This is a genomic window from Bradyrhizobium sp. BR 1433 (assembly GCF_051547665.1).
GTDB classification, from domain to species: domain Bacteria; phylum Pseudomonadota; class Alphaproteobacteria; order Rhizobiales; family Xanthobacteraceae; genus Bradyrhizobium; species Bradyrhizobium australafricanum.
On sequence record NZ_JBPUGG010000001.1, the window covers coordinates 3532380 to 3546656 of the forward strand.

The window sequence follows — 14277 nt, forward strand, 5'->3', positions numbered from 1 at the left end:
CCTTCCTCCGGGCACGGAGCGACGCAGCGCGTTTAGGGACATCCGTGACTATGGATCACGCATCGATCAAATCGCCACGCGGCTCCTGAAGCACGACCAAAATTGATTTCGGAACGGCTCGGCCTGGTCGCCTCAGCCCTGTCGTGGAGCCGCGGTTGTCTTCATGCACGGTGGATGCCGAGCCCTGTGGCTTGCTCCCGAGAAATGTGATTGGCCTACTCGGCGCAAGCCGGAACTCTTGAACGCACATTCAGGCAGGAAGAAACGATTCAGTCTCATGGCGGAATGCTCAACTTAGTTCAATCGGATCGGGTGACAATCTGCAGACGAAAGAAAGCGCAATCCGCGCTTGGACGACCAGGACACGGACCTCGCCTGTTCGACGCGAGCGACGCATCTACTCGCCAGCGCACTCATCTGAAACGATGCAGCGTGACGCAGCGCCGGCCGGACTTGACGTTTTGGACGACACACCAGAATTTCGTTGGCTTGCCGCGGGCCTACAAGGCCGTGGACACCACTACACGGCCTGAGTAAACCCTTGATGCAAGTCGTCTGCCTAGAGGCCGCACAACTATCTTTAAGGAACGGATGTCCCGGAACGGTGCTGCGGCACGACCAAGCTAGAGGTTTTATGCTTTATCGCGCAACTCCATCGACTGGCCACGGCTCACACGCGGCCGGAGCAGACAAGCGAGATCTAAGCTTTGACTTTGCCAAAGGCATGCTCATCATCTTGGTGATCATTGGACATTTGCTTCAATACGTCATCTACCGAGACAATGGCTACTGGGATTCGCCGTATTTCAAGTCGATCTACATGTTTCATATGCCTCTCTTTATGGCGATAAGCGGATATCTGTCTTCGAGAGCCCTCCTTGGAAAATCATTCGCTCGTAGCGTCAAAGAGCGTGCAACCCAATTGTTGCTGCCAACGCTGTTTTGGTGGGCCATTTTGGAGGCGGTTAAAGTTGCGGTGTTTTTGCCCTCGGGCAGTATAGTTGGCGGAGATCTTTTGAACGATTTAGTCGGTTCTTACTGGTTTATATGGACAACATTTGCTTCTTTCCTTGTCGTAAAGGGTCTTCTGACGATCTTCCGTCGCCTATCGATGTGGATTGTAGGCATGTCTGCATTTGCTGTCGCAGTCATGCCCGTCACCTTTTCCATAGCGCCCTTGCTTAGATACACTTACCCATTCTTCTGCCTCGGATTCTTGCTCTCCCAGTCGACCGAACGTCAGACACGCCTTCTTCCACACAACAAAATCCTCCTGATGTTCGCTCCCGCTGCAATTGCTTGCGCGTGCTTTCTTGCTTGGAGCAAAGAGACTTACGTCTACAACAATCTCGCCCTGATTCACGACACTGCCTCGGCTGAGCAAGTGTCGCTGATGTTCGCCGGCTCTGCAGCGGCCTCTTGGATCGCGTTTGAAATAATCGCTCAGCTCTGGAAACTCAGTTCCTCAAATCGGATAGCTCGTTTTATCGCGGTGGAGCTTGGCCAGAGCACGCTCCTTCTTTATCTGCTCCAGGGCACCGTTTTTCGCCTCATGGACTTCGTTCAGTTCGGAGAATTATGGGATATCTCGACCAAACTCTCCGTCGCCGGCATGCTTGGAGTGTCAATCGTTGTCATCGCAATGACCGTTCGCTTCATTGTGCGAGACTTCGGATGGTTGTCTCGGATTGTAGTCGGAACCTCGCCGCGCTCGGAAGCACTCAAAGCCCAGTCGGCGACCAACTGATCAACTCCTCTCGGCTGTGGCAAAAGCGTCAATCTGCGAGACGCCCTAGGCGCCTGTACAACACGCGTTTACAGCAGACCAGTCCACGACGATCCGCTTCAGCAATCGATCGCAGTGGGGTGGAGATGCGGGCCAAAAATGCTTAAGGTAGCTCGGGCACGGTTGGCAGCTTCGATATTGAAAGGTTTAAAAGAACTATACGAACGTTTGTAATGCGCCTTGCTTCGGCTCATGCTGAGTTTAGTGACCGCCGACCGTTTTCGGCACCGCCCCCAAAGTGCTGTTCGGGGCGAAAGGAATTGCCGCATTTTTGCCCAATATGTTAACCTCTTCCGCCAGAGAATGGCGGACGGCTGCAGGCATGTATAATCAGCTCACCAAGTTCGGACATTCAGTAGGGCAGCTTGCTTTCGGTAGCATTACGCTGGCGGCGGTGACGCTAACTTCCGGATACGTTAACAGCCACTTCGCGGCGACAGCGTTTGCCTATCTGGTGGTGATATTGCTGTTTTCGCTGATGGGTAGCTTCATCGCATCATCTGCGCTCTCTATCCTCTCCGTCGCGGCTTTGGCCTACTTGTTTACGCCACCAACATTCAGTCTCCAGATTGACGACCCCCAAGACCTTCTTGTGCTTGTCGCTTTCCTTTCCGCATCAATTGTCGGAACGCAGCTAATCAGAAACGTTCGCCACGAGAGGGAGACTGCGCGTGAGATCGCAGCCAAGCTACGGAACAGCGAGGCCGATTTGCGTGACCGCGAGAAACGATGGCGCGCGATCTTTGAGCACAATCCGGTCATGTACTTCATGGTCGATGAAGCCGGAACGGTCCTTAACGTCAACACCTTCGGCGCGACACAACTCGGCTATGCGCCCGAGGAATTAGTCGGCCTATCTGTGCTGAAGATCTTTCGGGACGAAGATCGCGAAGTTGTCCGCAAATGCATAGGAGAGTGTCTTACAAATATCGGCCAATCGCACACCTGGGATATCGAGAAGGTGAGAAAGGACGGCTCAGTGCTGTGGGTGCGCGAAAACGCCAAAGCCATGCTGTGGGCTGATGACAGGCCCATCGTCCTTATCGCTTGCGAAGATATCACTGAGCGAAGACGGACTGTACTTGCTCTGAAGCGGAGCGAAGCCCATCTGGCCCAGGCGCAGGAATTGAGCCACACCGGCAGCTTCGGCTGGAACATCGCCACCGGCGAGGTTTTTTGGTCCAGGGAGAATTATCGTATTTTTGAATACGATCCTGAGATCAAACCGACACCGCAGCTCGTCCTTGACCGCACCCACCTCGAAGATAAGGCTTCCGTCCAAGACGTTATAAATCGAGCGTTTCAAGGCCAGGATTTCGAGCACGAGTACCGACTGCTGATGCCCGATGGGTCGGTAAAGTACATTCACGCGCTGGCACAGGCCACGAGAACCGCGTCTGGCGATATCGAGTTTGTCGGGGCGGCGACGGACATCACAGCAAGAAAGCAGGCGGAACAGCAGCTGCGCCGGAGCGAAGCCTATCTGGCTGACGCGCAGCAGCTTAGCCATACGGGCACCTGGTCCTGGGACTGCAACCGTCGCTGCTTTGCGTATCGCTCCGCCGAAGTCAGCCGCCTGTTTGGCTTCGACCCGGAAGAGCCTATATCGCTTGATGCCATCAGGTCGCGCATCCATCCAGACGACTTGGCCCTGCAGCAGGAAGTGCAGCGTCAGGCCATCGAGCAGAGGACAGGGAACTTCGAATATGACTTCCGAATCTGCCTTCCAGATGGCGCGATAAGGTACATACACGCCATTGCGCACGCCGTGGTTGGAAGCGATGGTTCCACCGTCGAGCTCATCGGAACGCATATGGATGTCACCGAGCATCACGCAGCCAGGGAACGTCTAGAAAACACCCTTGCTGCGCTGCGCGAAAGCGAGCAGCGCTTTCGCGACTACGCCGAAACGGCGTCCGACTGGTTATGGGAAACCGGACCAGACCACCTGCTTACCCAATTCTTGGAGCACGCCAGCGCCGCGGGCGTCGTGGCGAAAGGGGTCATCGGTCTGCCCCGCCGGGAAATTGCGCGCGACGTCGAACAAGAACCCGACAAGTGGCGACAACATCAGGCGACGCTAGACGCACGTCTCCCATTTCGAGATCTGATCTACCGAACCGTCAACCGGCACGGCTGTCCGACCTACGTCCGGACCAGCGGCAAGCCCTTTTTTGACGGAAGCGGCAACTTTCTTGGCTACAGAGGTGTCAGCACCGACATCACCGCGATGATTCGGGCAGATCAGGCCGAACAAGAGCTGAGGAAGGCCCAAGCTGAGTTAGCGCATGTGACGCGCGTAACGACGCTTGGCGAGCTGACAGCCTCCATCGCCCACGAAGTAAACCAACCGCTCGCCGCCATCATCAGCAACGCCGATGCGTGCCTCGGTTGGCTGGGTCGAAAGACACCTGATCTTCCTGCTGCGCGCAGCTCGGTGGAGTGGATCATCGAAGACGCGATCCGGGCAAGCGAAGTGATCCGCCGCATCCGGGCACTTGCGAAGAAAGGCGAGATCGAAATGGTCACAATCGATATCAACGATGTCGTCAAGGACGCCATCGCGCTGGTGATACGCGAGTTGGCCAATCACCAAGTCACCCTGCGGACTAAGTTGGCGCCGACGCTTCCCGCGATTCTGGCCGACCGTGTTCAACTGCAGCAGGTGATCATCAATCTCGTGATGAACGGGATCGAAGCCATGCAAACGATTCACGACCGCACGCGCGAACTCGTGATTCAGTCATCCCTAGATGATATGGGCCGGGTGCAACTCTCGGTGACTGATTGCGGCATCGGGATCGCCGAGGATGATGCGAACCGCATCTTGGATCCGTTCTTCACCACCAAAGCGAGCGGTCTTGGAATGGGCCTGTCGATCTGCCGTTCCATTGTGGAGGCCCATGGAGGGCGCCTGTCAATCGTCCGCAAACAAGGGCCGGGCGCGACCTTCCAGTTTGTTCTGCCCTTGCATAAGGAGATTGTATCGTGATTGGGCGCTTTGATACGCCGCGAGAAAGCAGAACGGCAACGGAGCCGACAAGTGCGACCGTGTTCGTTGTCGAAGATGACGCCTCGATGCGTCGGTCGCTCACAAACCTTTTTCAACAAGTTGGACTGGACGTGGTGACTTTCGGATCAGCCCACGAAATGCTGCAGAGCAACGTTCCGGACGTTGTCAGCTGTCTGGTTCTGGACATCCGACTACCGGGACAGAGCGGGCTCGAGTTTCAGGCTGAGCTGGCAAAGTCGAATATTCGCATTCCGATTATTTTCATCACCGGCCACGGCGACATTCCAATGAGCGTCAGGGCCATGAAGGGAGGAGCGGTCGATTTTCTCACCAAGCCGTTTCGCGAGCAGGAACTTCTTGATGCGGTGGCGGCGGCGACCGAACGGGATCGCAAGAGACGTGAGGCCGAGCAGACAGTTGCGAATCTGCGATCTTTGTTCGAGACCTTAAGCCCACGCGAGCAAGCGGTATTGAAGCTGGTCGCTACTGGCCTGATGAACAAGCAAATAGCTGCTGAGCTCGGGCTCGCCGAGATTACCGTCAAGATCTATCGGGGGCACGTGATGAGAAAAATGCGTGCGCGCTCGCTCGCCGATTTGATCAGAATGGCTGAGAAGCTCGGACTTCACGCCAACCGCGGCGAACAAACCTAAGTATGATTTTACAAGCTCGCTCCTCATGCCCACTTTATCTTCCAAGGTGCTGATGCCGTCGGCAAGCGCTTTCCAGGGTCAGGAGGGCTGGTCTTGTCCACGCCTTTGATTTCCGTTGTCGATGATGACGCCTCAGTCCGGGCTGCGATAGAGAACCAGCTCAAGTCGCGCGGCTACATCGTCCATACATTTGCGTCGGCCAAGGAGTTCCTGGAGTCGCCTCAGCTGGACGAAACGTCCTGTGTAATTACGGATGTGCAGATGTCGGTGATGAACGGCTTGGATCTGGTCGCGGAGATGCGAGCTCAAAATTACGACGCGCCCTTCATCCTCATCACGGCATTTCCCAATGACCGGGTTCGTGCCGCTGCGCTGGGTGCCGGAGCCGTTGGGTTTTTGGCGAAGCCCTTCACCGCACATATGTTGATCAAGTGCCTTGATACCGCACTGCAGAAGCGCCGCGGCGGCGGCGGCGGCTGAGCCAACAAACCGTCCGCTCTATCCTGCATCTGATCGAGCGCCGCTTTGCCGGCGTGCACGCCGAACGACATGCACAAACCGCGAGGAGCACTTCCGGCGACTATCGGCTTATTCGACCGTTACCGATTTCGCGAGATTGCGTGGCTGATCGACGTCCAAGCCCATCAGGATGGCCGTGTGGTAGGCCAAAAGCTGCAGCGGAATAGCATAGACCATCGGCGTAAAGGTTGCAGCCATGTCGGGCAGAACAATGGTTGCGATAGATCCTATTGCGGCTTCCGAAGCCCCCTTTGCATCGGTAATCAGGATGATGTTACCACCGCGAGCCGCAACTTCTTGCATGTTCGAGACCGTTTTTTCGAAGAGCCGATCGTACGGCGCGATCGCCACCACCGGCACGGCCTCGTCAATCAGCGCGATCGGACCGTGCTTGAGCTCTCCGGCGGCATAGCCCTCTGCATGAATGTAAGAGATTTCCTTCAGTTTGAGAGCGCCCTCCATCGCTAGGGGAGATGACGTGCCGCGGCCGAGATAGACCACATCACGCGATTTGGCGATCTCATGCGCGAGCTTCTCGATCTGCGGCTCGATAGCCAGCGTTGCCGCAATCAGCGGCGGAACTTCGATCAGTTCGTTGACTAGCTTGATTTCATCGATTTCGGACAGTTCGCCTCGTTCTCTACCTGCGGCGACCGCAATCGCCGCGATCACCATCAGCTGGCAGGTAAAGGCTTTGGTCGAAGCAACGCCGATCTCCGGCCCCGCCAAGGTCGGCAGCACAACTTCGCTCTCGCGCGCGATCGTTGACGTCGGGACGTTGACCACAGAGATCGTGTGCAGCCCCTGTGCCTTGGCGTAGCGCAACGCGGCTAGCGTGTCGGCGGTCTCCCCGGACTGCGAGATGAAGATCGCAAGATCCCCCTTGCGTAACGGCGCTTCGCGATAGCGGAACTCCGAGGCCACATCGATCTCGACCGGCACGCGCGCCAGTCGCTCGAACCAGTATTTGGCAATTTGGCCGGCATAGCTCGCCGTACCGCAAGCCGTGATCCAAATGCGCTGTATGGCCTTAAAGTCGAACGGCCCTTCGGATGGCAGTTCTATGCGCCTGCGAGCCATATCGACATAGTGCGCCAGGGTCTGCCCAACCACTTCCGGCTGTTCGTGTATTTCCTTGGCCATGAAGTGACGATAATTTGCCTTATTGACCAAGAGCGACGACGTGCCATGGCTTGACGCTTCGCGGTGGACGATGCTGCCGCTCGAGTCATAAATGACGCCGTTCGCACGGGTAAGCACGGCCCAATCGCCGTCTTCAAGGTAGATGATGCTGTCGGTGAATGGCGCAAGCGCAATAGCATCCGACCCTAGATACACTTCGCCATCACCATACCCAATCGCAAGCGGCGATCCCTTGCGCGCGCCGATCATGAGGTCCTCGTGGCCTTTGAACAGAAACGCCAGTGCGAAGGAACCGCGCAGCCGCGGCAACGAAGCCTTCACCGCGTCCTGCGGCGAGTAGCCATTCTTCAAGTCAGGATTCGACGAGATGTGCCACCACCTCGGTATCGGTCTCGGAGGCGAAGTCCGCGCCATTCTGTTCCAGTTCGGCACGTAGCACACGGAAATTCTCAATGATTCCATTATGAACGACTGCAACGTGGTCCGCCATATGTGGATGTGCGTTGCGCTCGGTGGGCTTGCCATGGGTGGCCCAGCGCGTGTGGCCAATGCCAGCGTGACCCGACAGTGGATCGCGATGCAACCTCTCTGAAAGGCGTTTCAGCTTGCCCTCGACACGCCTGCGCTCGAGGTAGCCGTTCTCGAGTGTGGCGATGCCTGCCGAGTCATATCCGCGATATTCTAGTCGCTGGAGTGACTCGACCAAATGTCCGACGACCGGACCACGACCTCAGGATGCCAATAACTCCACACATGCCGATCAATGCGCCCCACGTCAAACAACGACGATGATTTCAGAACCACAGAACAATAAATTGATGGCGGATTCGCTGTGGAGGCCTGGCGCGGATGGACCAGGGCTGGATGTTCTCCGTCCATCCATCAGCGTCACGCAAAGTGCGAGCTAGATCGAACTTTTAGCCATCTAAGCTCAATCAGCTTCACCGCTGCTTGGCGACCCACCGCTGGCTAACCGGAAATACGACAGCAGACGAAAGCGGGTCCCAGATGAGCCGAACGTTCAGGCAAGTCTTGACGAACGCGCGTGACAGCCAGTTCGCGCGTAAGCAGCCCCTTCGCGCGATACGGAAGATGGTGATCAGGGTCGCATTGAACAGGCTGCGTGGATACGTCTTGCAAGCCGGCTGGCCCTTGAGATAGACGGGGTTCGATCGAGGGCGACGAACCGCTTACCCTGCGGTAGAACTTCATAATCGCAGGCCCCTCATCTTGCCCCGTGCCCCATCAAGCGCATTCATTGTCCTCTCGTCAAATCTCACAAGAACAATCCGCTTCTCATCTTCTCTCCGGATATGTTCTGCGGCTGAATGACGTGGCTCAACCTGCTATGCGTCTCGTCACGCGTATCGTGAATCGCTTTTGGCAGGATCCAGCCCTTAAGGAGGGTGATGCCAAGATTGATGCAAGCTGCGTTAATTCGATAGGAGCAAGACTAGGTCAAGAGAGAACGATAGCTCAATTGTACGGAGGTAATGCCCCGATATCGAAACGTTTGAAGAACTATACGAGCGTTTGTAACCGCTTCCACCGACGCCAACGCTACCGCGCAAACGGGCCACGTCCTAAGGACCCTTTCTCGTTGCTAGCGCAAAAGGCGCCGGCCGTGTACTTCTCGCAGACACACGCAAAACGCTGCCAAATCCGATCTCACCTAGTGACGTGAGATTAAAGGCATACGGTCACGGCTTCCTCACCGCGTAGCTTTTCCAGATCGGATCTGAGGCTTCTAAATCGACCTCTGTGTCTGCGGGGATCGACAGCAAAGAAGCGATCGAGCATGGCATGCACCTAATCCGCAACTTCGATCGTGGTGAAACGTCCGTCGAGCATCGTCATCGCTGTAACCAGCTCTGGACAGATCTCCCTGATCGAGGCCGCACGCCATGTTCACTAGCGGAACATCAGCGATCAATATAGGCCAGGGGGAACCCCGCAGGCTTTCTCCGCCAGCATCGGGTCATAGTTCAAAATGGCGTTCCGTATCATCGATAGACCGCATGCGACGGCGTTTCTCGCAAGGCGGAAGCACATGGGTCTCATAGACCGTCTTTCGCTGATCGGGTCCGTCGAAATCACAGCCCGGTTTCACGCATTCGCCTTCAAGATCGCTTAGATAGACAAATCCCCTTCACCGTCCAGGGGCGGCTTAACCTGGCGAGATTTGCGTAAGATCAGCGATGGCCTGACAATTGTATCAATCATAACAAACCCGCGGCCAGCTTGCGGATAGTGGCCGCACAATTAGAACGCGATCCGACCTCCCATGCTGTGGCCGATCACGACCGCCTTGAACAGCTCAAGTTCAGCGCATTGCCAAGCGATATCGTCGGCAAACCCTGCGACGGTATACACCTCGGGGCGTCACTGAAGCCATTTCCGAAGATTGACCGCCACGGTCCACCGCCTCTGCGCGAAATGGATGAGCTGTGGCGAGAAGATGCCGAACCATTGATCAGGAGGAGCGCCGGGTCTGCGCGGCGGCCGATCAGACCTCAACGTGCCACAAACGTACACCCGTAGCGGTCCAACAAGACCAGTTTGAACTTATGGGAGATCACGGTTTCTCCTCTTGGCTCGAGCTTGCATTTGGGCCGACCACGGCGACGCATTGGCGGGAAGAACGACACCGACGTAGGCGGCTACCGCCAATAACGAAAAAGCAAGCATTACCACTGCCATCGAAAGCAGCGAATGCCCGTCAGAGAGCCCGACGACTAAGGCGCTGGACAACGCGGCGCCTGCCATCTGTGCGAATGCTCGTGCCGCGCTCGTAGTTCCCGCGATTTCTGGCATAGGCCGCATTGCCTCGCTGATAACGTACGGCGAAATCAAGCCGAACGACGACCCGACGCCCGCCAAAATCAACAACACCACAACAGCCGATTTGTCCCCCACCAATGCCATGAGAAGCAAAGATACACCCATGATGGTCGAGAGTGTGAGGCCGACCGCAAGCAGCTGCGCGGACGATGCACCGCGGCCACAGAAACTCCTGTTGAGCCAGGCACCTGTCACGATCGACAGCGAGCTTGCTCCAACGATCGTACCATAAGCGTTGGGACCGAGAACGTTGGAGAAGAACAGCGATGATCCAGTGACGGAGGCGAATACGGCTCCGGCCGCCGCCGCATTGCAAAGGATGTTTCCGACGCAGACCGGGTGACGCAGCACGCGACGATAGTTTCGGACGATCGTTGTAGGATCGAATCCAACGCTTTGATGGACTGTGGCACTTTCTCTGAAGCACGACATCGCCGTAAGCAGAATCAATCCTCCTGCGATAGGTACGACGTAGAGGGTCCGTAAACCGTGCGCTGGAATGACAATGTCAACCATTGGTGCAACCATCGGAACAACGGAGATTGCCAGAACGACGTTGGTCATCTGTACCCTTCCGGTCTCGCTGTTGAAGAGGTCCCTCACAATTGCGACCGCAGCAATCCCGATGACAGAAGCACCGATACCCTGGAGCGTGCGAAAGAACAGGAACAGTGACAGGGAGTAGGAGAGAGCGCACCCTACGCCTGCAACTACCACGAGTACGCAACCGCCTAGAACGATTGGCTTACGGCCGAAACAATCCGATATCGGCCCGCAAACGAGAAGCGTCATTCCAAAACTCATGACATAGGCGCTCATCGCCACAACGACGTCGCCCGCCGTCGCTCCGAGGTCGATTCCTGTTGCCGGCAGACTTAGGGCAATCATGTCAACGCCGAACGCAGACAATGACGCCATAAGAGCCAGCAACAAGGTGCATGAGAACGAATCGCGATGAATGAGCACGGGCGGTTTTCTCTTGATGGGCATCGAGCTAGCGCAGCACAGTTTCGAGATGTTGATCCGCGACAGACGGTGCATTCATTGCGGTCTGCCTCACTGATCGGGGAATTGTTACCTTCGTGCCCCGCCAGCCAAGACGTCTTCCATGATTCTGACCAATTCGGCATATCGAGCAGAGGCCCGACATAACGAAACACGTTAGCTTTCTTTCGCTAGTGAGATCTTCTCGCGTTTTAAATCCGAATCCGCTTCCGACCCATCTGGCGCAGGCAACAACCGCTCGAAAGCAACTCCCCCCTTCACTTGGCTACGACGCCGTCGCTTGCCGCGATCGAGGTACAAATCGCAAGTGAGGCGTGCCGTTCGACCGTTGACCCGCCACGAACTGTTGACGCCGGCGCGTCGCTTTAGGCATGGTTTCAAGCCTACAACCTAACGCTGCGTGAGATTCAAGCTGTTTTTTGATGGTCTCGCAGACTTCATTTCATACTGCCGGAGTGAAGCGCCACTACTCCCAACCCCGATTCTCAGGACGGCACTACTCGCCGAATGCAGACGCAGGTCGCAAATGCGGAAACAATCCGCCGCGCGCCCGATTCTGAAGAATATTTTGCTGCGGATTTGGGCGCGCGATTGCCGCTACGACGGATACGGCGGCGTCAGATAACTCCCTGACCACACTCTATGGCATATGATAGCCTGTGACTGGAAATGACTTGGGTCCATGGCTATCGCATGTATCGAAGAGCAGCACGTCCGCATGCATCGAGCTGCAACCCGCAGCGTATCCTGCCGATGACGGCATGCTGGTGACAGTAGCCGCGGCGGAACACAACGCACACCCGACTTCGTATTAGGGGCTTTCTCCGCCATGATCACGGTTCGATACAGCCTCAAACGCATGTGCACTGAGATACGTTTGTTTGCATGCTTGCCTGTGGCGCCCTAACCGCGATGTCCTAGCTCCTAACGCCTGAACAAATGTTCCGGCTCTGCAATGCCATATAAATCAATGTATATGATGTGCTTGCCGATATGATGTGTATGGTTAGAGTGGAATATCGCTCCCCTCAATGTGATAGCAGGCCCTATCTGGACCTTCTCGAAAGTTAATTCCAAATGACGTTGCCAGGATGCCTGTTCGCGCAACTGGAAAGGCAATGACGGCTCACGATTCAAAGCGGCGCGTTGCGCTGATCACCGGCGTGACCGGGCAGGACGGCGCGTATCTCGCCGAATATCTGCTCGGTCTCGGCTATACCGTGCACGGGATCAAGCGCCGGTCGTCCTCGTTCAACACCGCGCGCGTCGATCATCTCTACCAGGATCCGCATGCCGGCAACGTGCCGTTCCTGATGCACTATGGCGACATGACGGATTCGACCAATCTGATCCGCCTGGTGCAGCAGATCCGGCCGACCGAGATCTATAACCTCGCCGCCCAGAGCCACGTCCAGGTCAGTTTCGAGAGCCCGGAATACACCGCGAACGCCGATGCGATCGGCGTGCTGCGGCTCTTGGAGGCGATTCGCATCCTCGGCATGGAAAAGGAAACGCGGTTCTACCAGGCTTCGACCTCGGAGCTTTACGGGCTCGTGCAGGAGGTGCCGCAGAAGGAGACCACGCCGTTCTATCCGCGCTCGCCCTATGGCGTCGCCAAGCTCTACGGCTACTGGATCACGGTGAACTACCGTGAGGCCTATGGCATGTTCGCCAGCAACGGCATCCTGTTCAACCATGAGAGCCCGATCCGCGGCGAGACCTTCGTGACGCGCAAGATCACCCGCGCCGTTGCCCGCATCGAGGTCGGCCTCGAGAACAAGCTCTATCTCGGCAATCTCGACGCCAAGCGCGACTGGGGCCACGCCCGCGACTATGTCGAGGGCATGCACAGGATCCTGCAGGTGGACGAGCCCGGCGACTTCGTGCTCGCGACCGGAGAGACGCGGTCGGTCCGCGAGTTCGTCGAGCTGGCGTTTGCCGAGGTCGGCCGCAGCATCGAATGGCGCGGCAAGGGCGTCGAGGAGGTCGGTGTCGACAAGGCGTCCGGCAACACCCTGGTACAGATCGATCCGACCTATTTCCGCCCGACCGAGGTCGATCTTCTGATCGGCGACGCCAGCAAGGCGCGCGCCAAGCTCGGCTGGGCGCCGAAGACGCCGTTCGCGCAGCTGGTGAAGGAAATGGTCGCCAGCGATCTCGTCGAGGCCAGGCAGGACGCGGCCAATGGCAAGCACGGTGTTTGAGCTGAAGGGCAAGTCGGTCTTCGTCGCCGGCCATCGCGGCATGGTCGGCTCGGCGCTGATGCGCCGGCTGGCGCGCGAGGAGGCCGATCTCCTGACGGTGTCGCGCAGCGAGGTCGATTTGCGCGACCAAGCCGCGGTCAACGCCTGGTTTGCCGCGAAGCGGCCGCAGGCCGTATTCCTCGCCGCCGCCAAGGTCGGCGGCATCGTCGCCAACAACACGCTGCGGGCGGAATTCCTCTACGACAATCTGGCGATCTCGAGCAACGTGATCCAGGCGGCGCACGCCAATGGCTGCCAGAAGCTGATGTTCTTCGGCTCGTCCTGCATCTATCCGCGCCTGGCGCCGCAACCGCTGCGCGAGGATTCGATGCTGACCGGCACGCTGGAGCCGACCAACGAGCCCTACGCTATCGCCAAGATCGCCGGCATCAAGATGGCCGAGGCCTATCGCAGCCAGTACGGCGCCGATTTCATCAGCGTGATGCCGACCAATCTCTACGGCCCTGGCGACAACTATCACCCCGAATACAGCCACGTCGCTGCCGCGCTGATCCGTCGCTTCCACGAGGCCAAGGTTTCGGGCGCCGGCCACGTCGCGGTGTGGGGCACCGGCACGCCGCGCCGCGAATTCCTCTATGTCGACGATCTCGCCGACGCCTGCGTCCATCTGATGAAGACCTATTCCTCGCCCGAGCTGGTCAATATCGGCACCGGCGAGGACATCACCATCGCCGAGTTCGCCCTCGTGGTTGCCGCTGCTGTCGGCTACCGCGGTGAGATCAGCTTCGATACGTCGCGGCCGGACGGCACGCCGCGCAAGCTGCTCGACGTCGGCCGGCTGGCCAGGCTCGGCTGGCGCGCCACCACCTCGCTCGAGGATGGCATCGCCCTCGCCTACCGGACGTTTCTCGATGAGAAATAGAGATGCCGCCAAAATCGATCTGCTCGTCCGGAACAAAATAAGTAGCTAGCGGCGAGATTGACTTGACAAATCCTGCGCCATCAAAGAATTGCGCAGCAAAGGCGCTGTGGATCCGCCGCCCAGCATAATCGTCTCATGACTGCATTGGCACACTTGGAGATCGTCGCCGTCCAGACGCGCAGAGCATTTGC

8 protein-coding genes and 1 pseudogene are annotated in these 14277 nt (G+C 57.4%); 6 read left to right on the top strand and 3 right to left on the bottom strand.

Features of this window, described 5'->3' with window-relative positions; all coding sequences use genetic code 11:
* The first annotated feature begins 634 nt into the window (after positions 1-634).
* From nolL to ACSKB9_RS17360, 4 genes are all read left to right on the top strand, one after another.
* A complete protein-coding gene (gene nolL, locus ACSKB9_RS17345) occupies positions 635-1747 on the top strand; it encodes a nodulation factor fucose acetyltransferase NolL (protein ID WP_438074442.1) in 1113 nt (370 codons plus the stop codon).
* A 361-nt stretch (positions 1748-2108) separates the two neighbouring features.
* Positions 2109-4778 carry a PAS domain S-box protein gene (locus ACSKB9_RS17350; protein ID WP_438074444.1) on the top strand — a complete coding sequence of 890 codons (2670 nt, stop codon included), beginning with the start codon at positions 2109-2111 and terminating at the stop codon, positions 4776-4778.
* The gene (locus ACSKB9_RS17355) at positions 4775-5452 is read left to right on the top strand and encodes a response regulator transcription factor (RefSeq protein WP_411781586.1); all 678 of its coding nucleotides are present in this window, start codon (positions 4775-4777) and stop codon (positions 5450-5452) included. The genes ACSKB9_RS17350 and ACSKB9_RS17355 overlap by 4 nt, the downstream gene beginning before the upstream one ends.
* Positions 5453-5545: 93 nt before the next feature.
* Positions 5546-5932 carry a response regulator transcription factor gene (locus ACSKB9_RS17360; RefSeq protein WP_438074446.1) on the top strand — a complete coding sequence of 129 codons (387 nt, stop codon included), beginning with the start codon at positions 5546-5548 and terminating at the stop codon, positions 5930-5932.
* Positions 5933-6040: 108 nt separating this feature from the next.
* Here ACSKB9_RS17360 and glmS read toward each other — a convergent pair.
* From glmS to ACSKB9_RS17375, 3 genes and pseudogenes are all read right to left on the bottom strand, one after another.
* A pseudogene (glmS, locus tag ACSKB9_RS17365) lies at positions 6041-7869 on the bottom strand (glutamine--fructose-6-phosphate transaminase (isomerizing)).
* Between the two features lie 1507 nt (positions 7870-9376).
* Positions 9377-9487 carry an alpha/beta fold hydrolase gene (locus ACSKB9_RS17370; protein WP_411781584.1) on the bottom strand — a complete coding sequence of 37 codons (111 nt, stop codon included), beginning with the start codon at positions 9485-9487 and terminating at the stop codon, positions 9377-9379.
* A gap of 192 nt (positions 9488-9679) precedes the next feature.
* Complete coding sequence (locus tag ACSKB9_RS17375; RefSeq protein ID WP_438074449.1) at positions 9680-10945, bottom strand: MFS transporter; 1266 nt, start codon at positions 10943-10945, stop codon at positions 9680-9682.
* Between the two features lie 1133 nt (positions 10946-12078).
* Here ACSKB9_RS17375 and gmd point away from each other — a divergent pair.
* Together gmd and fcl are read left to right on the top strand one after the other, a co-directional pair.
* A complete protein-coding gene (gmd, locus tag ACSKB9_RS17380) occupies positions 12079-13164 on the top strand; it encodes a GDP-mannose 4,6-dehydratase (RefSeq protein ID WP_438074451.1) in 1086 nt (361 codons plus the stop codon).
* On the top strand, positions 13145-14086 hold the full coding sequence (gene fcl, locus ACSKB9_RS17385) for a GDP-L-fucose synthase (protein WP_438074453.1): 942 nt from the start codon (positions 13145-13147) through the stop codon (positions 14084-14086). The genes gmd and fcl overlap by 20 nt, the downstream gene beginning before the upstream one ends.
* Positions 14087-14277 lie beyond the last annotated feature (191 nt).